Genomic DNA, 19139 nt, shown 5'->3' with positions numbered 1-19139 from the left:
GGCGGGGCCGATTCCGTTAAAACGGCATTCAGCGCCCGATTTGTAGGAGAGATTTGCATTCTGCGGCGTTCATGCGATTGGCGCCGCCCGCATGTCCGGGCGCACTCAGTTGCCCGAAACAGGTAATATCAGGAGAGAATTTCAATGAACCGCGCTAACCATCCCACTCGCCGCCATTCCGTTCGCGGTCCCGTCGCCCGGCTGGCGATGGCCGCGGCGCTGGCGGGCGGCGCTGCGCTGGGATCGCTCGCGCTGAGCGCGCCTGCCCAGGCCCAGGACCAGCAGCAAGAGGAACGGCAGCGCGAATTCACGCCCGCCTTCGTCGAGGTCTACCAGCCCGTCGCCGCCATGCTGGAAGGCGAGGCCGCCAATCCCGAAGGCGCGCGGGCGCAGATCGGATCGGTCGAGGCTGCCGCCCAGTCGCCCGACGATCGCTACGCGGCCGGCAATCTCATCCTGTCGATCGGCAACAAGCTGAACGATCCCGCCCTCCAGCGCCGCGGGCTGGAAATGATGCTGGCGACCAACACGGTTCCGGCCAGCGAACTCGCCCGCTTCAATTTCTTCGTCGGCCAGCTTGCCTACAACGCGGGTGATTACGCCGCGGCGCGTTCTGCCGTGGAGGCGGCGATGGCGGCCAATTACACGGACAATGACAATGATCCGGGTAACGATCCGGAATACATCATCATCCAGTCCTACGTGGCCGAGGACAATCCCACCGCGGCCGTGGACTATACCGTCCAGGCGGCGCAGCGCCGGCTGGACGCCGGTCAGCCGGTGCCCGAACGCTGGCTCCTGCGTGCGTTGCAGACCACCTATGACAGCGAACTCGCGCCGCAGGCAGTCGACGTTTCGGATCTGCTGCTCAAGACCCACCCGACGGAGCAGAACTGGAAGAACGCCATCCAGGTCGTCAATGCGCTGACCGAATTTCCGGAAGATCAGAGAGTCGATCTGTATCGCCTGATGCAGGCCGCCGGCGTGCTCGACGAACGGACCACCATGATCCGTTTCATCGAGGATCTCGATCCGCGCATCATGGCGAACGAGGTCGGGGACATCCTCGCGCTCGGCCTCCAGAACGGCCAGTTCAGCGCGACCGACAGCTATTACACCGAGGTCAAGCCCATCGTCGACGAGCGTGCGCCCCTCGACCGGCGCGAGATCGACACGACGATCGCGCAGGCCCGTTCTGGCGATTCGCTCGATGCGATGAACGCGGGCGACGTGCTCTATTCGCTCGATGACTACGCGCGGGCCGCCGAGATGTACCAGCTGGCGATCGAGAAGGGTGCGGACGCCGATACTGCCCGTACCCGCCTCGGCATCGCCCAGACCATGCAGGGCGACTATGCCGCGGCGCAGACGACCTTTGGTCAGGTCGATGGTCAGCGCGAGCCGATCGCTCGGCTGTGGGCCATCTACGCCGCGCAGCAGGCCGGCTGAGGCAAGACATTCCCAAGGCGAACGGGCGGCGCGGGGGGCATCGGCTTTCCGCGCCGCTTTCATTTGCGCGGCGGTAACGACCGGCGTGCTAGCAGGTCTTGCGCCTTTTTCGAGAATGGGAGACCGATGCGCGCCTTCGTGACCTTCTGCTTGGCCATGCTGTCTGCCACCGGGTCGCCCGCATCCGCGCGGCCGGTCGAGCCCCCGCCCGAGGTCGCACGCCTGCTCGAAAGGCTCGATCCGCGCAGCGGGGGGATCGCGATTACGCAGGCTCACGCTTCGCTCGACCTGGGCGAGGACTACATCTTCTACGGTCCGCAGGATGCGCGGTCGATCCTGATCGGTCTGTGGGGCAATCACCCGGACGAGGCGAATAGCGCACTCGGGCTGGTGATGCCCGCCGGTACCACTCCGCTGTCGGACAGCTGGGGCGCCGTGGTTACGTTCGAGCAGAGTGGATGGGTGTCCAACGCCGATGCGCGAGAGGTCGATCCCGAGGCGGTGCTCGATGCCATGCGTCAGACCAGCGCCGACCTCAACGCCCGCCGCCGCGCCGCGGGCAATGCGGGGGTCGAGATCGTCGGGTGGGTGGCGCAGCCGCGTTACGACAGCGTCGATCACTCGGTCGTCTGGGCGCGCGAACTCGATTTCGACGATGCCGACGTCAACACGCTGAACTACGAGATCCGCGCGCTCGGGCGGCGGGGCGTGCTCAGCCTGAACGTCGTGTCAGCGATGCCCCGCCTTGCCGAGATACGCGAGGCGGCCGACGCGCTCGCTGGTCGCGCCGCTTTCGATCCGGGCTACCGCTATGCCGATTACGACAGCGCGACGGACGTGGCCGCCGGATACGGCATCGCCGGTCTCGTCGCGGGCGGGGCGGGGCTGGCCGTGGCCAAGAACGCTGGCGCATTTGCCTTGCTGGTGAAGGTCGCCAAGCCGCTGATCGTCGCGGCACTCATCTTGGCCGGACTGTTCTTCGGACCGCTCCGCCGCCTGATCGGCCGGCGGAGGGTCGCGGGGCAGACCTAGACATTGAACTTGAACAGCATGACGTCGCCATCCTTCACCAGATAGTCCTTGCCTTCCTGCCGCAATTTTCCCGCTTCGCGCGCGGCGCTCTCGCCCCCCAGTTCGACGTAATCATCGAAGGCGATGGTCTCGGCGCGGATGAAACCCTTTTCGAAATCGGTATGGATTTCGCCCGCCGCCTGCGGGGCCCTGGCGTCCTGCGGGCAGGTCCAGGCGCGCGCTTCCTTGGGGCCGGCGGTGAAGAATGTCTTGAGCCCGAGCAGCTGGTATCCGGCGCGGATGACCCGGGCCAGGCCGGTTTCCTCCAGACCCAGCTCGCTAAGATACTCGCGCCGCTCCTCCGGCTCCATGCCGACCAGTTCGGCTTCGATCGCGGCGGACACGACCACCGCCTCCGCCCCCTCTGCATCGGCTTTGGCAAAGACCTTCTCGCTCATGGCATTGCCGCTCGCCGCCTCGTCCTCGCCGACGTTGCAGACGTACAGGACAGGCTTGGCGGTCAGCAGCTGTGCCTGTGCGAAGATGCGCGCTTCCTCGTCATCCTGCGGTTCGGTCAGGCGGGCGGGCTTGCCGTCGCGCAGCAGGTCCAGCGCCTGGCCGAGCACGCTGGCCATGATCTTCGCTTCCTTGTCCCCGCCCGTCGCGCGCTTCTGCGCATTGGGAACGCGCTTTTCCAGGCTTTCCAGATCGGCGAGCATCAGTTCGGTCTCCACCACCTCGGCATCGGCGATCGGGTCGACGGTGTTGGAGACATGCTGGATATCGTCGTCCTCGAAACAACGCAGGACGTGAACGATGGCGTCGACCTCGCGGATATTGCCGAGGAACTGGTTGCCAAGACCCTCGCCCGCGCTCGCGCCCTTTACCAGACCGGCGATGTCGACGAACGAAAGCTGCGTGTGGACGACCTTCGCGCTGCCGGCGATACCGGCGATCTTCTCCAGCCGTTCGTCGGGCACGGCGACCTGGCCGACATTCGGCTCGATCGTGCAGAACGGATAGTTGGCAGCCTGCGCGGCCTGCGTTTCGGTAAGGGCGTTGAAAAGGGTCGACTTGCCGACATTGGGCAAGCCCACGATCCCGCAGCGGAATCCCATGCTTGATACCTTCTGGATGCGTTTGAACTGTCGTGCCGCGCCTTAGCCGCGATGGCCGGGGAGGGGAAGCACCGCGCGTTTCATCGAATGTTTGCGCTTTCGTGCCAGAAGCAGGGCATGCCTGCCCGCACCCTGTGGTCCGTCGCCTTCGCCGCCGCCCTGGCCGCCTGTTCGGCGGCGCAGGACAATCACCTGGCCGCAGCGCAGGATGCCTACGCGAAACAGGATTACATAACCGCCGGACAGCAGGCGCAGGCTGCGCTGGGAGATGATGCCCGCAACGTCCCGGCTCTCGCCCTGCTTGCCCGGGCGCAGATCGCGATGGGGCGGGGCGAGGCGGCGCTGGCGACGCTGGGGCGCCTCGACAGGACCGGCGAGCGTCCGGACGACGCGGCGCTGCTCGCCGCCGAAGGGCACCTTCAGACTGGCGATACCGCCGCAACCGAGCGGCTGCTGCGCGGTCAGGACAGCGCGGACAGCTGGCGTCTTCGCGCGCTGGCGGCGGACATGCAGGGCGAGGAGGCAGCGGCCCGGATTGCCTTCGCACAAGGCCGGCAGGCCTGGGGGGACCGGTCGCGTCTCCACGCGGCGGAAGCCTCCTGGTATCTCGCCCGCGGCGATGCGGACGGGGCGCGACCGGCGGTGCGCCGGGCGCAGGCCGAAGCGCCGGACCGGATCGAGACGCTTTACGTGACCGGCCGCCTCGCGCAGCTGGATGGAGAGCATGACCTGGCCTCGCGCGCCTTTCTGGCGATCCTCGACATTGCCCCTCTTGATCGGCCCGCGCTGCTCGGCGCGATCGCCGAACTGGGCGCGCTGGGGCGGATGGATCTGCTCCGCCCGCTCGTTCTGCGGGGGGCGGAGGCCTATCCGCGCGACGCCGAATTCCTGTTTCTGGCCGCGCGGCTGAAGGCCGAAGCCGGCGACTGGGCGGGGGTGCGAACGCTGTTTCAGCGCAACGAAAACCTGATCGCCGATCATCCCGATTCGCGCGCGCTCTACGCCAAGGCGCTGCTCGAAGCGGGCCAGCCCGAGCAGGCCCGCGCCCAGATCGTGCCGGTCTGGCGCCAGCATCCCGACAACCCGCTGATCGCGCGCATCTATGCGGAGGTGCTGATCGAGACAGGGCAGGCCGCGCAGGCGCGGGAGGTCGTGGCGCCGCTGGCGGTGCGTGCCGACGCGCCCGAGGCGATCAGGCGCCTCGCCGCCCGGCTGGCGGCGCGCTGACGGAAACCTTCAGGCGGTCAATTGCTGCCGGCGGCGGCGCGCCAGGCCGAGGCCGAGAAGGGCCGCCGCCATCAGGCCCAGCCCGCCAGGCTCGGGCACCTGCGTTCCGCCGGTCGATCCGCCCGTTGTCGTCGAACTCGTGGAGCTGGTGGAGCTGCCGGTGGTCGATCCGCCAGAGGTGCTGCTGGTCGATCCGGTCGAGGTCGAAGAGCCGGTATGCCCGCAACCGCTGTAATGCGTGTGGCCCCAGCCGCCCGAGCCCCATCCCCATCCCCAGGTGGCATGGGCCGGCGCTGCCAGAGACAGGGCGACGAACGAGATGGCGATGGCGGCGGACCTGGTCTTCATGGCGATAACCCCCTGCAGCGATTTGGTTATCGCGAGGGGATGCAACCCACGTGCCAGTCGCCGGATCGCGCGCGGTGCGATGGTTAACGACGCTGCGGATCGCCTCGTGCTGTCAGGAAACCCGACACCTGTTTCCCGCGTCAGTCCTGCATGCGCAGCGCGACGTCGCTCATGAAGCGGGCATCGTCGTGCTCGGCCAGTCGGTCTGCCTCGGCTGCCACCGCGCCGAGCATCTGCGCGAGATCGTCCTGCTCCGTCCTGGCGTAATTGCCGAGAACGTGCCCGTTCACGCGGTCCTTGCTGCCCGGATGACCGATTCCGATGCGTACGCGCCGGAAGTCCGGGCCGCAATGGCTGTCGATGGAGCGCAGACCGTTATGCCCGGCATGGCCGCCGCCCTGCTTCACCTTTACCTTGAACGGAGCCAGATCGAGTTCGTCATGGAAGACGGTCAGCGCGTCCGGACCGATCTTGTAGAAGCGCATCGCCTCGCCGACGCTGCGGCCGCTTTCGTTCATGAAGGTGGCGGGCTTCAGCAGCGCGATCCTGTCGCTGCCGATGCGGCCTTCCTGGAACCAGCCTTGAAACTTGGTCTGCACGGTACCGAAGCCGTGCATGTCGGCGATGACGTCGAGTGCCATGAACCCGACATTGTGCCGGTGCATCGCATAGCGCGGACCGGGATTTCCGAGACCCACCCAGAGCTGCATCGACCGCCTTTCTCAGCGCGGCTGCTGCGACTGCTGGCCCCGCTGCGGCTGACCGTCCGGATTGATGAGGGCATCCATGACGGTAAGATAGAATTGCGTGCACACGCCGGCGAATGCGTCGCGCTGCTGCGGGGTGGCGGCGGCCAGTTCAGATCGGGCGGACGCGAATTGGGCTGCGGCGTCGGCGGCGGGGTAGTGAGTCAGGCGCCCGGCATAGAAGGCGGAAATGATCGTCAGATTGTTGATCAGTTCGGCGCGGTTGGCCGGCGCGGCCTGCGGATTGGCGATGTAGGCGGCACGGCGCTGCTGCATCAGCGCGAAGCACTGGAAGTCCTGCGGATTGCTCGGCAGCACGGCAGAGCGGGGTTGCGCCTGCTGCTGCGCGAGGGCCGGGGCCGGCGCGATGGCCAGCCCCAGTCCCGCGACATTTGCGAATATCAGCGCGCGCAGGCGCATCATTCGCTCTTCTCTTCCTGCTCCTCGGCAGCGTCGTCGTCCGGACCCTGCTCGGTCGCGGCCGTTTCGCCAGGCTCCATGCCCTCGCCGGTCTGGCCTTCCTCGCCTTCCTCGCCTTCACCCTCGGCGCGCTTGAGCGCGGACGGGGCGACGATGGTCGCGATGGTGAAGTCGCGATCGGTAATCGCGCTTTCCGAACCTGCGGGCAGGGACACGGCGCTGATGTGGATCGAATCGCCCACGTCCAGCCCGGTCACGTCCAGTTCGATCTCGGAGGGAATCTTGTCCGCTTCGCAGACCAGTTCCAGCTCGTGCCGCACGACATTGAGCACGCCGCCTTTCTTGAGGCCGGGGCTGGCTTCCTGATTGACGAACACGACCGGAATCTCGACGTCGATCTTGGCGTTCTTCGCGAGACGCAGGAAATCGACGTGGATCGGGCGATCGGTGACCGGGTGCAGCGCCACGTCCTTGGGCAGGGTGCGGGTCTGCTTGCCGTCGATCTCGACCATCACGATGGAGTTCATGAAGTGACCGGTGTCGAGTTGCTTCACCAGCTCCTTCTCTTCCACGTGGATGGGAGTGGGGTCTTCCTTGTTGCCGTAGATCACGGCGGGAATCCGGCCCTCGCGACGCAGTGCACGGGAGGCTCCCTTGCCAGCCCGTTCGCGCGTCTCGGCCGGCAGGGTCAGAGCGTCGCTCATTTCGTCATGCCTTTCGATTGCGTAGTTTGTCGTCCCGCCGCACGCCTCCAGGGATGATCCATGCGGGGGGAAGGGGGCGCCATTAGGGGCAATCGCTGCGCTTGGCAAGGCTGCGGCGGGGGCTACTGGATGCGGCGGACGGTAAAGCCGCGTTCGCGAAGGAGCACGGGCAGGCCCGTATCGCCCACCAGGTGCCCCGCGCCGACGGCGACGAACGGACGGCGACCGTCGTTGACCAGGTCGGCAATGCGCGCGGTCCAGGCCTTGTTGCGGCGTTCGAGCAGCGCGCGGCGCAGGTCGGGAAAGGCCAGCACGCCGGCATTCAGGCGCCGGTCGAGCGCGGCTTCGTTACCGGTCAGCCAGTCGCGCACGGCACCGTCGGGGTCGGCCGCCTCGGCCTCCGTCGCGACGGCGAGCAGCAGGTCCGACTGGGCCTTGGCAGGCAAAGCATCGAAGATCGCATATTGCCCGGCGAAGCTTTCCAGGCCGATCACCTCGTCCGCCCCGGCGATCAGCGCGCGGTCGACTCCGTTGGCGGGATCGCCGGTTCGAACGCAGCTGCCCAGCAACAGCGCCGCGCCCCAGCTTTCCACCCCGGCAAAGTCACCGTCCTTCGCATCGTTTTGCTGCATGAGGCGTTTCAGGGCCGGGCGATGCGCGGCATCGACGCGCGAGGTGAGCGGGGGCTGGCCCGCGCTGAAGGCCATCTCGTGAAACAGCGCCCGCCCCGCCGGATCGTCGAGATCGGCGATCTCCACCACCAGCGGGCCGGCCCGGGCGAGCCTGTCTTCCAGCAGGGGCGTGCGCCAGGCTACTGCGTCGGGAAGGGCGTGAACGGTGCCGAACAGCCAGCCCTTCGCCCCGCCGGGGCCGTTCACTTCCCACAGCGCCGGGGAAGGGGCGGGCCAGTCGCGCGCGGATGGGGCGGGGGCGCCGCAGCCAGAAAGCCACAGCGCCCCCGTGATGGTCAGGAGGATCGCAAGCGCCCTCGCCCGGGTCACTGAACGCGCGACACCGTATGGCCGCGTTCTTCCAGCTGCGACTGCACGCTGCCGCGTCCGGCGAGATGGCCCGCGCCCACGGCGATGAACACCGTGCCGGGTTCCTCCAGCCGGTGCTCGATCCAGTCGACCCAGTTGGCGTTGCGGTTGGTCAGCAGCAGATCGTAGATTTCGGGATCGTCCATGTCCTCGTTCATCAGTTCGGCGAGACCGTCGGCATCGCCTTCGAGCCATTCGACCTTCATTTTCTCGATCGAATCGACCATGCCGGGCACGGCTTCGACCGCGTCGTCGAGATAGACGAGCTGCTTGTCCATCGGCAGCGTGTCGAACAGGTCGATCTGCTGATCCACAGTCTCCAGCGCGGCGCGCTCCTTGCCATCGGCCCGGCCGCGCAGCACCATCTCGACACCCTGATCGGGCTGGTAGCCCGCCTTCAGCAGCGGCAGCATGGAGAGGTTGAGCGATACCATCCACGGCTCGAACTGGTCGAGGGCGGCCGCGGGAACGCCCAGATCGGCGAGGGCGGCCTCGTATTCGGCGCGGTTTTCCTCGGTCATCAGCGAACGCACGGTCTGCCCGTTCTCCAGCATCCCGCGCTGCATCATCGCCGGACCGGCGGCCTGCGCCTCATCCATGTCGATCTCGAACACCAGTTCGTCGGAGGCATCGAACGCGGTCGCGAGCCGGTCGTCGAACCAGTTCACGTTTTCGGGCAGAATATGGATCGTGCCGAACAGGTAGATGGTCGTATCCTCGTCCGACAGGCGCCAGAGCGCCGGAGTGCCCTCGGTCGGCAGGGCGGCTTCGACCGTGCTCTGCGCTATCTGCGAATGGTCCATCTGCGAATGGTCCATTTGCGAATGGTCCATCTGCGAATGGTCAATTGCGTCATCCTGCGCGAGCGCCGCGACCGGCGCGAAAGCGAGCGCGAGAGCGAGCGCGAGAGCGAGCGTAATACCGGAGGCGGCGGGGGAAAGGGTCTTGATGGTCATGGTCTAAAAACTCCCGTTCGAAATGACAGATACGCCAGATTTCAGCGAAGGCCCAGCTTGCGGGCCAGGTATGCAAGGACGAGCACGCCGACCGAGAACAGCGCGATCAGCCCGTGATCGACCGGCGGGACGAGCTGCGTGTCGCCAAGGATCGTCCACGATCCGAAGGCGATGACATAGGCGTAGAAGGCGATGGTGCTGGCCCACAGATTGTCGAGCAGGTCGACCTCGTCGATGCGGCGAAACCACCACCAGGAAAACCACGCGAAGCCAAGGACCGCCGCGATCCAGATGGCGATTACCGCCCCACCGGGCAGATCGCCGTTCTCGAACAGTCCGGCGGCAAGACCCAGACCTCCGGCGACCGCCATCGAGGCGAGCACGCTTGCGACGTAGAAGCCCCAGAATCGGCGGCGCTTGCGCCTGAAGCGTTCCTCTCCGCTCAGGGCCGGTTCATTCGGCTTCGTCATCGAAAATCTCCTCGATGGGCATGTCGAACAGGCGGGCGATGCGAAAGGCGAGCGGCAGCGACGGATCGTGCTTGCCGGTCTCGATGGCGTTCACCGCCTGGCGCGACACGTCGAGATTGCCGGCAAGCTCCGCCTGGCTCCAGTCGCGTTCGGCGCGCAGGACTTTGAGGCGGTTCTTCATCCGCCCGACCGCGCGGTCAGGCGGTCACGCAGGAAAGCCACGGCGTACCCGGCGTGATATGCCAGCGCGAGGATCAGCGTCCCGAGATAGGCATCGCCGGCAAGGACGGGCAGCACGGGCGTGGATCGCGCCGCTATCCCCGTGTCTGCGAGCCACAGGGAGAGGACCAGAATGCCGAGGACGACCATCGTCCAGCGCATCCCGACCCCGGCCAGTTGCTGATAATATCCATCGGAACGACCGCGTATGCCCGCGGCTAGCAAAGACCCGGCCATCCCCCCGACCATGTAGCCCACGATGATACTGTCCACCGCGTCCGCCAGGTAAAGGGCGAGCACGCCGACATTCGCGAGCCCCGTGAGCAGGGTAAGCCAGTAAAGCCGCTCTCGGTGGCGCGTGCGGGCGTTCTCGAAACGCCAGCTGTCGGGATGCAGTGCCATGACGGGTTTCCTTGAACCGGGCGATCAGAGGCTGGCGCGCAGCCACTTGATATGAAAGCCGATGAAAAATGCCAGCAGCGCGATCGAACCGACCCAGCTGGATGCGAGAAAATCCTGGCGCGGGGCCGCCACCGAAATGCCGTCCACGACCCCCTCGGCGAAGGGAGCGAACAGATAGACGAAGACGACCGCCACGAAGGCGAGCGAAGCGCCCGCATTCCAGAGCTGTTCGATGAACTCGTCGCGAAACCTGCGTATGAGCAGCAGGAGCAGGCTGACCAGCAGGATGCCAACGGCCAATCCGCGTACGAAGTCGGGGAGCGGCCAGATTTCGCCGGCGATCGAGAGAACCGTTCCGGCGAACCCCATGACTGCTGCCCTGAGATACAACCTGGCGCGTTTCTGCGGAGTCATCGAAAGATCGTTCCTTCTTGTGGATTCGATAGGGCGGGGCGGGGCCGGCCGGGCTGGATGGGTGGCCGACCCCTGTCTCGCATGGATCGCGCGCCAATCAGGCGCCCGGATCCAGGTCGAGCGTCGCGAAATGACGGGTGTTGGCCCGGGTGATGGCGAGTTCGACACCCGGCGTTGCCGCGTCCTTCAACGCCGCGCGGCATGCGGATTCGGCGCGGCGACTGGAAAGATCGCGGCCACCCGTCCGGCACGCCTGATCGATGGCGGTATCGATACGGCGATCCAGCCGGGCCTGATCGGCACTGTCGGTAAGATCGAGGTCGCTGGTCCGCACGTCGATGGTGACGGCGTCGGTCGCCGGGCCCGCGAGGGCGGGGCCAGCGAGCACGATGGAAGCGGCGGCGAGGGCAATGGAAAGTCTGCGCATGGTTCGTATCCTGTAGTCCGGTCGTTTTGTCCAATCAACCTTCCCTTATGTCAGGTTGCCCTTACCTTATGTCCGGATTTGCTGACCATGTCAACAACACCTGACAAGAAGTCACAAAGACATGACTTTTCGCCCCGAAAACCGGGCAATATCAGCGGCTTCGCAGTGAAACTAATTTATCCGGCGCGCCCGCAAACCGCGTTCGCGCAGCTTCTCGAGAAGCGAATCGGACCCTTCGAAATGGCCCGCCCCGACCGCAAGCAGGATCGTGCCCGGTTGCTCGAGTCGGTTTTCCAGCCATGCCGCCCAGCGCGTATTGCGCCGGTTCAGCAGCACGTCGTGAAACGCCGCCGCGATCTTGCCGCTCCCGAAACCCAGATCGAAGTCCTCGCCGACCCGGCCGCGTGCCCAGTCATGCTCCATCTGCCAGTAGCCATCGCCCCCGGCATCGTCCGCATCGTCTCCATAGAGCGAGTCGACACGCTTGCCCGACCACCTGCGCAGCGCCCGGTCGAGATCGGCCACCGCCTCCGCGTCGTCGATCCGCATCAGGCCGTAGAGGACATGACCGGAATCCTCGATCGACCCGACCGGCCGTTCGCTTTCGAGAAATTCGCGCTCGAGCACCGTTTCCACCCCGTTCTCGTAGCTCGAGGGGTTGGGTTGCGTCCTGCCGAGGCCGAAATCCATCAATACCAGCATCAGGGGCATCGAATCGATGTAATCGAAAGGCATGCCCGTGCGCGCCGCCAGTTGCCGCCATTTCCCGCGCGCTTCGGGCGAGAGTCGTTCGGAAGTGGGCGTGCGCGCGGCCATGATGGTGGCGAACTTCTCGCCCATCGCGGCGAAGTCCTCCACGCTGTCCGCATCGGACGTTTCCAGCACCAGCGCGTCGGCGGTGTCGATGATCGCGTCGAGTTGCGGATTGCGCCAGCGGAACCCTTCCGGCAGCATGTGGATCGTGCCGAACATGTAGATGGTCGTGTCCTCGTCGGACAATTCCCACAGCGCCGGTGCCGGCTCGTAATCCTGGGTGAAGGCATACGCGTCCACCGCCTCACCCGCATTGTCCCGGGCGAAGGAGGGGACGGCCTGCAACAGCAGGCCGGCGAGCGCGGCGGCGGCGGCGAGCGCCGGACGGACATACCCTGTCATGCGCGGCAGAATGGCGCAGGGCCGCGCCCTGCTGTCAAGTCGTTCTGGGTCCGCCGTGCCATCCCGCGCCATTGACGCTGCACGGGCCATCGGCCATTGCGCGCCCCTCATGCAACGCGATCCGGCCCGCAGTTTCCAGGACATGATCCTCGCGCTCCACGATTTCTGGAGCGCGCAGGGATGCCTTGTCCTGCAACCCTACGACATGCGGATGGGGGCTGGCACGTTCCACACCGCCACCACGCTGCGCGCGCTCGGCCCGCGCCCGTGGAACGCCGCCTTCGTCCAGCCCTGCCGCCGCCCGACCGACGGGCGCTATGGCGAGAACCCCAATCGCTTGCAGCATTACTACCAGTATCAGGTGATCCTGAAGCCATCGCCGCCCGACATCCAGGAACTCTATCTGGAATCGCTGCGGGTGATCGGGATCGATCCCCTGAAGCACGATATCCGCTTCGTCGAGGACGACTGGGAAAGCCCGACGCTGGGCGCGTGGGGGCTGGGCTGGGAGGTCTGGTGCGACGGGATGGAGGTGACGCAGTTCACCTATTTCCAGCAGATGGGCGGGTTCGACTGCAAGCCGGTTGCAGGAGAGCTGACCTACGGGCTGGAACGGTTGGCCATGTACATCCAGGGCGTCGACAACGTCTACGATCTCGATTTCAACGGGCAGGGTGTGCGCTACGGCGACGTCTTTCTCGAAAACGAGCGGCAGATGTCGAAGTGGAACTTCGAGGTGGCGCGGACCGATGCCCTGTTCGACCTGTTCACCCGGGCGGAGGCCGAATGTCGCAACGCGCTCGATCATGACGTACCCATCGCGGCCTACGAGCAGGCGGTCGAGGCCAGTCATATCTTCAACCTGCTCCAGGCGCGCGGCGTCATCAGCGTGCAGGAACGCGCCAGCTACATGGGCCGGGTGCGCGACCTGGCGCGCGGTTCGTGCGAGAAATACGCCGAACTGATGGCGCCCGAATGGCAGCGCGATTTTCCGGAGTGGCGGCTGTGAGCGACTTCCTGCTCGAACTGCGATCCGAGGAAATCCCCGCGCGGATGCAGCCCGGTGCGCGCGCCGAGCTGGAAAAGCTGTTCCGGCGCGAAATGGACGCGGCGGGCATCGCGCCGGGCGAGATCACCGTCTGGTCCACCCCGCGCCGCCTCGTCCTGATCGTGCGCGATCTTCCCGGTTCGACCGAAGCCGTCAGCGAGGAACTGAAAGGCCCGCCCGTCGGCGCACCCGATCAGGCCGTCGACGGATTCGCCCGCAAGGCCGGCCTCGCCCGTGAAGAGCTGGAGGTGCGCGAAGTAAAGGGGCGCGAGACGTATTTCGCCGTCACCCGGACTCCGGGCCGCGCCACCGCCGCCGTGCTTGCCGAGGCGGTCCCCGCGATCATTCGCGATTTCGCGTGGCCGAAGTCGATGCGCTGGGGCGCCGCTTCCATCTCCACCGAATCGCTGCGCTGGGTTCGCCCGCTGTCCGGCATCGTCGCCCTGCTGGGCGAAGATCTGGTGGAGTGCGAGGTGCACGGCGTCACCAGCGGCTGGGTGACGCTGGGCCACCGCTTTCACCATAGCGGCGACATCACCATCGGCAGCGCCGAGGACTACGCCGAGAAGCTGCGCGCCTGCCAGGTCATCGTCGATCACGAGGAACGCGCGGACCTCGTCCGGGCGGGGGCGCGGCAGGTCGCGCGGGAGGCCGGGCTGGCTCTGGTCGAGGATGAGGGTCTGGTTGCCGAGAATGCCGGCCTCACCGAATGGCCGGTGCCGCTGCTGGGCCGCTTCGACGCGGACTATCTCGACGTTCCGCCGGAAGTCATCCAGCTCACCGCGCGGGTGAACCAGAAATATTTCGTCTGCGAACAGGACGGCACGCTCGCCAACGCCTTCGTCTGCACCGCCAATATCGAGGCGGAGGATGGCGGCGCGGCCATCGTCGACGGCAACCGCAAGGTGCTCGCCGCGCGGCTGTCGGATGCGCGGTTTTTCTGGGAGCAGGACCGCAAGGTGCCGCTGTCGGAACATGCCGGGAAGCTGGAGCGGATCACCTTTCACGAGAAGCTCGGCACCGTCGCCGACAAGGTTGAGCGGGTAGCCCGGCTGGCGCGGTGGCTGGTCGAGGAGGGGATCGTCACCGACGCTTCCCTCCCCAAGGGGGAGGGGCCGGGGGTGGGGGGTACCACCTCGCAGACGCCGAATACCCATCCCCAACCCCTTCCCTCGAGGGAAGGGGCTTCCCTGGCCGATCTCGCCGAACAGGCCGCACGGCTCGCCAAGGCCGATCTCGTCACCGAGATGGTAGGCGAATTTCCTGAATTACAAGGACTTATGGGCGGCTATTACGCCCGTGCCGAGGGACTGCCCGATGAGGTGGCCGACGCCATCCGCGATCATTACAAGCCGGTCGGGCAGGATGACGAGGTACCCACCGCGCCGGTGACGGTGGCGGTGAGTCTGGCGGACAAGCTGGATACGCTGGCAGGGTTCTTCTTCATAGAAGATAAGCCAACCGGATCGAAAGATCCGTTCGCTTTGAGGCGAGCAGTTATTGGCATAAATTCACTCATTAAAGATAACTCACTGAGGGTCTCATTCTCCGCACTCGCTCGTGAGGCGGTGAAACCGTTCCTATGGTTAAAGTGGATTACGTTCGTTGAACCGAAGTTTTCTGGCAATCAAACGCCGCAGGCGACACTCCGGTGGCTATTAAAGCAACGTCGGTTGGTTGAGTTTGAGTTCACCGACACGAAGAATTTTCGTTTGACGATAGGCGGTGAAATCGTGGCCTTATCACATGGTCGGCAGGAAACCGCGCGAATAATCAAACCCACCTCTGCAAACGTTGAGGGTGAACTTTTAAATTTTGCTGTCGACCGCCTCAAGGTCCAGCAGCGCGAGGCGGGGGTTCGGCACGATCTTGTCGATGCGGTGTTTGCTCTGGGTGGGGAGGACGATCTCGTCCGCCTGCTGGCAAGGGTGAAGGCATTGCAGACCTATATCGAAACCGCCGAAGGAGCCGACCTGCTCGCCGCCTACAAGCGTGCCGCCAACATCCTGAAGAAGGAAGACTGGCAGGGGCTCGAAGCGGAAATAGCGGAAACCGGTGAGGAGGATCCGCTCGCGCTGGTCGACGATCCGGACCTGAAGGCCGTAATCGATGCCAAGATGGCGGAGCGCAACGCCCGGACCGGTCTTTCCTACACGCCCGAACCGGCCGAAAAGGCGCTGATCGACGCGCTCGATACTGCCGAACCCAAGGCGGAGGCGGCGATCGAGGCCGAGGATTTCGAGGGCGCGATGGCCGCCCTCGCATCGCTTCGCGGGCCGATCGACGACTTTTTCGAGGAGGTCACGGTCAACGCGCAGGACAAGGACAAGCGGCGCGCGCGGCTTGCCCTGCTGGCCCGTTTTCGCGACGCGGTGCACCGTGTCGCGGATTTCGGCAGGATAGAGGGGTGAAAAAACGATCCGGCGCGGTGTCAACTTCGCAAAGCGACTAGAAAACCATCAATCTCAACACGATAAGGGAGGCTGTTGAGAGTGACGCGGTGTCAACTTCGTCATCTTGGCAGGCCCGGAAAGCGGCAGGCATGATTCAGACGGTCTATCACTTCGGCGGCGACGCGCCGCATGACGACGAACGCCAGAAGGACAAGACCGTCACCGGCGGAAAGGGCGCGAACCTGGCGGTGATGGCGGGCATCGGCCTGCCCGTACCGCCCGGTTTCACCATCACCACCGAGGAATCGGTGCGCTATCTGAACGAGGGCGAGGATTTCTCCGACAAGCTGCGCGCCGACGTCGCCGAGGCCGTTGCCCATATCGAGCGCAGCGTCGGCAAGAAGCTCGGCGACCCGGCCGATCCGCTGCTCGTCTCGGTCCGCTCGGGCGCGCAGGTGTCCATGCCGGGCATGATGGACACCGTGCTCAATCTCGGCCTGAACGACGAAACGGTGGAGGGCCTGGCCACCAGCAGCGGCGATGCGCGCTTCGCCTGGGACAGCTATCGCCGCTTCATCCAGATGTATTCCGACGTCGTCCTCGGCCTGGACCACGGCGCGTTCGAGCAGGCGGTGGAAATCGCCAAGGAAGACAAGGGCTATTTCTCCGACACCGAGATGGAAGCCGACGACTGGCGCGCCATCGTCGACGAATTCAAGCAGATCGTGCGGCGCGAACGCGGCGAACCCTTCCCGCAGGATGTCGAAGCGCAGCTGTGGGGCGCGATCGCCGCCGTGTTCGAAAGCTGGGATTCCGAGCGCGCCAAGATCTACCGCCGGCTGAACGCCATTCCCGCCGAATGGGGCACCGCGGTCAACGTTCAGGCCATGGTCTTCGGCAACATGGGCGATACCAGCGCCACGGGCGTGGCCTTCACCCGCGACCCGAGCACCGGCGAGCGAGCCTATTACGGCGAATGGCTTGTTAATGCGCAGGGGGAGGACGTGGTCGCCGGCATCCGCACGCCGCAATATCTGACGCGGGCACGCCGCGAAGCCGCCGGCGCGAAACTGCCCAGCATGGAAGAGGCGATGCCCGAAGCCTATGCCGAACTGGAACGGGTGTTCGATCTGCTCGAGCGGCATTACCGCGACATGCAGGACATCGAGTTCACGGTGCAGGAAGGCAAGCTGTGGATGCTGCAGACCCGCACGGGCAAGCGCACCGCCAGGGCCGCGCTCAAGATGGCCGTGGACATGGTCGAGGAAGGCCTGATCGACGAAAAGGCCGCTGTCCTTCGCATCGATCCGATGGCGCTCGACCAGTTGCTTCACCCCGCGCTCGATCCCGATGCGCCGCGCGACGTGGTGGCAAAGGGACTGCCGGCCTCGCCCGGAGCGGCCTCGGGCGCCATCGTGCTCGATGCCGATACCGCCGAACAGCGGGCCAATCGCGGCGACGCGGTCATCCTGGTGCGGGTGGAAACCAGCCCCGAGGATATTCACGGCATGCACGCCGCGCGGGGCATCCTTACCGCGCGCGGCGGCATGACCAGCCATGCGGCCGTGGTGGCGCGGGGGATGGGGCGGCCGTGCGTGTCGGGCGCCTCCAGCGTGTCCATCAACCTGGCAGACCGCAAGTTGCGCATCGGTTCGCGCGAACTGAAGGAGGGCGACGTCATAACCCTCGACGGCGCCACCGGAGAAGTGATGGCGGGCGAAGTGCCGACGATCGAACCGGAACTCGCGGGCGATTTCGGCACGCTGATGGACTGGGCGGACCGCTATCGCCGCATGGCGGTGCGCACCAACGCCGAAACGCCGGAGGATTGTCGCACTGCGCGCGGTTTCGGTGCGCAGGGCATCGGCCTGTGCCGCACCGAACACATGTTCTTCGACACAGGGCGCATTTCCGCCATGCGCGCCATGATCCTCGCCGACGACGAGCGCGGTCGCCGCGCCGCGCTCGAGCGGTTGCTCCCCGAACAGCGGAGCGATTTCGCCGAGATCTTCCGCACGATGGCGGGCCTGCCCTGCACGATCCGCCTGCTCGACCCGCCGCTCCACGAATTCCTGCCCTCGCGTGACGAAGAGTTTCAGGAACTTGCGAGCGATCTTTCTGTCGGCGTCGAGCATCTTAAGCGGCGCGCGGGCGAACTGCACGAATTCAACCCGATGCTCGGCCATCGCGGATGCCGTCTCGGGATCACCTTTCCCGAGATCTACGAAATGCAGGCCCGGGCGATCTTCGAGGCCGCTTGCGAGGTGACGGGCGAGGGTGGCGATCCCGTCGTCCCGGAAATCATGATTCCGCTGGTCGCCACCCGCCGCGAACTGGATATTCTCCGCAAGCTGGTGGAGCGCGTCGCGGCCGACGTGTTCGAAGAGCGGGGCGCGAGCGTCGATTATCTGGTCGGCACGATGATCGAACTGCCGCGCGCTGCGCTCATGGCGGGCAAGATCGCGAAGGAGGCGATGTTCTTTTCCTTCGGTACGAATGACCTGACGCAGACTGCTCTCGGCGTTTCGAGGGACGATGCGAGCCGGTTCCTCGGCCCCTATGTCGAGAAGGGCATCTATCAGCGCGACCCCTTCGTCAGCCTCGATATCGAAGGTGTGGGCGAACTGGTGCGGCTTGCGGCCGAGCGCGGACGGGCGACGCGCGCGGACATAAAGCTGGGCATTTGCGGAGAACATGGCGGCGATCCCGCCAGCATCGACTTCTGCGAGACGACCGGCCTCGATTACGTCAGCGCCTCACCCTACCGCGTGCCGATCGCCCGTCTCGCGGCGGCACAGGCGGCGCTTCGCGCGTCCTAGAAACGGGGTTTGGCGCGTCGCCCGCTGAGGGTGAGTATCGAGAATGTCTCGCTGACGCGCCCCTGCGGGTCGGCAAGATCGGTAAAGGCCGCGCGCGCCCGCTGCATCGCTGCCTCGCCAAGCGGTGGAGCCGGGTCTGCGAGGACGTTGCCCAGACCTTGCTCGCGAAGGTCGCCGATCAGGCGATCGAGGCTGGAATAGCGGACGGTGAGATCGTGCGAATCGACCACCGGATCGCGCCACCCGGCTCGTTGCAGGAGTTGTGCGCCGGCGCGGCTGTCCACCATCGGATGCAGCCGTGCCGCCGGCCTGTCCGGCTCGGCAGCCAGCATGGCGTGACGAAGGGCTGGCAGGCTGCCCGAACCGGGGAAACAGGCGATGGCGAGCCCGTCCGGAGCGAGGGACTCGCGAATGTGAATGAGGGCACCGGGCAAGTCGTTCACCGTGTCCAGCAGGCCGAGCACGACGACGCAATCGAAGTCTCCGACGGGCCAGGGGTGTTCGAAATCGAGGGCGTCCGGCCCCGCGATGTCCCGTTCGAGAACCTCGCCCGGCAGACCGGCGGCAAGCTGACCGCTCCAATCTCCCACGACCATCGAGCGGTTCGGTTCGTGGCGCAGGAAAGCGAGCCGTTCACCGACATCCTCGATCATGTCATCGAGCACGAACCGGGCGGGTTCGGCAACCGAGTGTTGCAGCGCCAACGCCCGCCGGCGGCGAGCGCGGCGACGCGCTCCGGAAAAGATGCGGGGAGGGGGGCTTGCCATGCGCGC

General features: G+C 66.0%; 20 protein-coding genes. 6 read left to right on the top strand and 14 right to left on the bottom strand.

Going from position 1 to position 19139, the window contains the following annotated elements:
* Positions 1-144: 144 nt before the first annotated feature.
* Both EG799_RS00795 and EG799_RS00790 read left to right on the top strand, forming a co-directional pair.
* A complete protein-coding gene (locus EG799_RS00795) occupies positions 145-1449 on the top strand; it encodes a tetratricopeptide repeat protein (protein WP_123877685.1) in 1305 nt (434 codons plus the stop codon).
* Positions 1450-1587: 138 nt separating this feature from the next.
* A complete protein-coding gene (locus EG799_RS00790; RefSeq protein ID WP_158610968.1) occupies positions 1588-2481 on the top strand; it encodes a DUF2167 domain-containing protein in 894 nt (297 codons plus the stop codon).
* Here EG799_RS00790 and ychF read toward each other — a convergent pair.
* Positions 2478-3578, bottom strand: a complete 1101-nt coding sequence (gene ychF / locus EG799_RS00785) for a redox-regulated ATPase YchF (protein WP_123877682.1) — start codon at positions 3576-3578, stop codon at positions 2478-2480. The genes EG799_RS00790 and ychF overlap by 4 nt on opposite strands.
* A gap of 117 nt (positions 3579-3695) precedes the next feature.
* Here ychF and EG799_RS00780 point away from each other — a divergent pair, with 117 nt between their 5' ends.
* Positions 3696-4805 (top strand): tetratricopeptide repeat protein, encoded by a 1110-nt coding sequence (locus EG799_RS00780; protein WP_158610967.1) that lies wholly within the window; start codon positions 3696-3698, stop codon positions 4803-4805.
* Between the two features lie 9 nt (positions 4806-4814).
* Here the strand turns inward: EG799_RS00780 and EG799_RS00775 are convergent, their stop codons facing one another.
* From EG799_RS00775 to EG799_RS00720, 12 genes are all read right to left on the bottom strand, one after another.
* Entirely contained in the window at positions 4815-5153 is a 339-nt protein-coding gene (locus EG799_RS00775) for a PEP-CTERM sorting domain-containing protein (RefSeq protein ID WP_123877678.1), read from the bottom strand.
* Positions 5154-5293: 140 nt separating this feature from the next.
* The gene (pth, locus tag EG799_RS00770; RefSeq protein ID WP_123877676.1) at positions 5294-5863 is read right to left on the bottom strand and encodes an aminoacyl-tRNA hydrolase; all 570 of its coding nucleotides are present in this window, start codon (positions 5861-5863) and stop codon (positions 5294-5296) included.
* Positions 5864-5875: 12 nt separating this feature from the next.
* Positions 5876-6322 (bottom strand): hypothetical protein, encoded by a 447-nt coding sequence (locus tag EG799_RS00765; protein ID WP_123877674.1) that lies wholly within the window; start codon positions 6320-6322, stop codon positions 5876-5878.
* The gene (locus EG799_RS00760; RefSeq protein WP_123877672.1) at positions 6319-7023 is read right to left on the bottom strand and encodes a 50S ribosomal protein L25/general stress protein Ctc; all 705 of its coding nucleotides are present in this window, start codon (positions 7021-7023) and stop codon (positions 6319-6321) included. The genes EG799_RS00765 and EG799_RS00760 overlap by 4 nt, the downstream gene beginning before the upstream one ends.
* Before the next feature lie 122 nt (positions 7024-7145).
* Entirely contained in the window at positions 7146-8024 is an 879-nt protein-coding gene (locus EG799_RS00755) for a TraB/GumN family protein (RefSeq protein ID WP_123877670.1), read from the bottom strand.
* The gene (locus EG799_RS00750) at positions 8021-9019 is read right to left on the bottom strand and encodes a TraB/GumN family protein (RefSeq protein WP_123877668.1); all 999 of its coding nucleotides are present in this window, start codon (positions 9017-9019) and stop codon (positions 8021-8023) included. Before EG799_RS00750 ends, EG799_RS00755 begins: the two co-directional genes overlap by 4 nt.
* A gap of 41 nt (positions 9020-9060) precedes the next feature.
* Positions 9061-9489, bottom strand: coding sequence for a hypothetical protein (locus EG799_RS00745; protein WP_123877666.1), 429 nt, complete (start codon positions 9487-9489; stop codon positions 9061-9063).
* On the bottom strand, positions 9473-9670 hold the full coding sequence (locus tag EG799_RS00740; protein ID WP_123877664.1) for a helix-turn-helix transcriptional regulator: 198 nt from the start codon (positions 9668-9670) through the stop codon (positions 9473-9475). Before EG799_RS00740 ends, EG799_RS00745 begins: the two co-directional genes overlap by 17 nt.
* Positions 9667-10110, bottom strand: coding sequence for a hypothetical protein (locus EG799_RS00735; RefSeq protein ID WP_123877662.1), 444 nt, complete (start codon positions 10108-10110; stop codon positions 9667-9669). The genes EG799_RS00740 and EG799_RS00735 overlap by 4 nt, the downstream gene beginning before the upstream one ends.
* Before the next feature lie 24 nt (positions 10111-10134).
* Positions 10135-10524, bottom strand: a complete 390-nt coding sequence (locus EG799_RS00730; RefSeq protein WP_123877660.1) for a hypothetical protein — start codon at positions 10522-10524, stop codon at positions 10135-10137.
* Positions 10525-10621: 97 nt separating this feature from the next.
* Positions 10622-10951, bottom strand: coding sequence for a UrcA family protein (locus EG799_RS00725; RefSeq protein ID WP_123877658.1), 330 nt, complete (start codon positions 10949-10951; stop codon positions 10622-10624).
* Between the two features lie 171 nt (positions 10952-11122).
* Complete coding sequence (locus EG799_RS00720; protein WP_158610966.1) at positions 11123-12106, bottom strand: TraB/GumN family protein; 984 nt, start codon at positions 12104-12106, stop codon at positions 11123-11125.
* Between the two features lie 109 nt (positions 12107-12215).
* On the opposite strand from EG799_RS00720, the gene EG799_RS00715 reads away from it, so the two are divergent.
* The 3 genes from EG799_RS00715 (at position 12216) to ppdK (ending at position 18366) form a co-directional block, all read left to right on the top strand.
* Positions 12216-13115, top strand: a complete 900-nt coding sequence (locus tag EG799_RS00715) for a glycine--tRNA ligase subunit alpha (protein WP_123877655.1) — start codon at positions 12216-12218, stop codon at positions 13113-13115.
* Positions 13112-15565, top strand: a complete 2454-nt coding sequence (gene glyS / locus EG799_RS00710; protein WP_181950857.1) for a glycine--tRNA ligase subunit beta — start codon at positions 13112-13114, stop codon at positions 15563-15565. The genes EG799_RS00715 and glyS overlap by 4 nt, the downstream gene beginning before the upstream one ends.
* Positions 15566-15696: 131 nt before the next feature.
* Positions 15697-18366, top strand: coding sequence for a pyruvate, phosphate dikinase (gene ppdK / locus EG799_RS00705; RefSeq protein WP_123877651.1), 2670 nt, complete (start codon positions 15697-15699; stop codon positions 18364-18366).
* Here the strand turns inward: ppdK and EG799_RS00700 are convergent.
* A complete protein-coding gene (locus EG799_RS00700; protein ID WP_123877649.1) occupies positions 18363-19133 on the bottom strand; it encodes a methyltransferase domain-containing protein in 771 nt (256 codons plus the stop codon). The genes ppdK and EG799_RS00700 overlap by 4 nt on opposite strands.
* Positions 19134-19139 lie beyond the last annotated feature (6 nt).

The organism is Aurantiacibacter spongiae (genome assembly GCF_003815535.1).
In the GTDB taxonomy this organism is placed as follows: domain Bacteria; phylum Pseudomonadota; class Alphaproteobacteria; order Sphingomonadales; family Sphingomonadaceae; genus Alteraurantiacibacter; species Alteraurantiacibacter spongiae.
Note: the sequence above shows the minus strand (reverse complement) of the source record. Positions and strands in the feature narration are given on the sequence as shown.

Coding starts and splice junctions, on each gene's coding strand:
- EG799_RS00795 (WP_123877685.1), top strand. CDS start 145: ATGAACCGCGCTAACCATCCCACTCGCCGCCATTCCGTTCGCGGTCCC.
- ychF (WP_123877682.1), bottom strand. CDS start 3,578: ATGGGATTCCGCTGCGGGATCGTGGGCTTGCCCAATGTCGGCAAGTCG.
- EG799_RS00780 (WP_158610967.1), top strand. CDS start 3,696: ATGCCTGCCCGCACCCTGTGGTCCGTCGCCTTCGCCGCCGCCCTGGCC.
- EG799_RS00775 (WP_123877678.1), bottom strand. CDS start 5,153: ATGAAGACCAGGTCCGCCGCCATCGCCATCTCGTTCGTCGCCCTGTCT.
- pth (WP_123877676.1), bottom strand. CDS start 5,863: ATGCAGCTCTGGGTGGGTCTCGGAAATCCCGGTCCGCGCTATGCGATG.
- EG799_RS00765 (WP_123877674.1), bottom strand. CDS start 6,322: ATGATGCGCCTGCGCGCGCTGATATTCGCAAATGTCGCGGGACTGGGG.
- EG799_RS00760 (WP_123877672.1), bottom strand. CDS start 7,023: ATGAGCGACGCTCTGACCCTGCCGGCCGAGACGCGCGAACGGGCTGGC.
- EG799_RS00750 (WP_123877668.1), bottom strand. CDS start 9,019: ATGACCATCAAGACCCTTTCCCCCGCCGCCTCCGGTATTACGCTCGCT.
- EG799_RS00745 (WP_123877666.1), bottom strand. CDS start 9,489: ATGACGAAGCCGAATGAACCGGCCCTGAGCGGAGAGGAACGCTTCAGG.
- EG799_RS00740 (WP_123877664.1), bottom strand. CDS start 9,670: ATGAAGAACCGCCTCAAAGTCCTGCGCGCCGAACGCGACTGGAGCCAG.
- EG799_RS00735 (WP_123877662.1), bottom strand. CDS start 10,110: ATGGCACTGCATCCCGACAGCTGGCGTTTCGAGAACGCCCGCACGCGC.
- EG799_RS00730 (WP_123877660.1), bottom strand. CDS start 10,524: ATGACTCCGCAGAAACGCGCCAGGTTGTATCTCAGGGCAGCAGTCATG.
- EG799_RS00725 (WP_123877658.1), bottom strand. CDS start 10,951: ATGCGCAGACTTTCCATTGCCCTCGCCGCCGCTTCCATCGTGCTCGCT.
- EG799_RS00720 (WP_158610966.1), bottom strand. CDS start 12,106: ATGACAGGGTATGTCCGTCCGGCGCTCGCCGCCGCCGCCGCGCTCGCC.
- EG799_RS00715 (WP_123877655.1), top strand. CDS start 12,216: ATGCAACGCGATCCGGCCCGCAGTTTCCAGGACATGATCCTCGCGCTC.
- ppdK (WP_123877651.1), top strand. CDS start 15,697: ATGATTCAGACGGTCTATCACTTCGGCGGCGACGCGCCGCATGACGAC.
- EG799_RS00700 (WP_123877649.1), bottom strand. CDS start 19,133: ATGGCAAGCCCCCCTCCCCGCATCTTTTCCGGAGCGCGTCGCCGCGCT.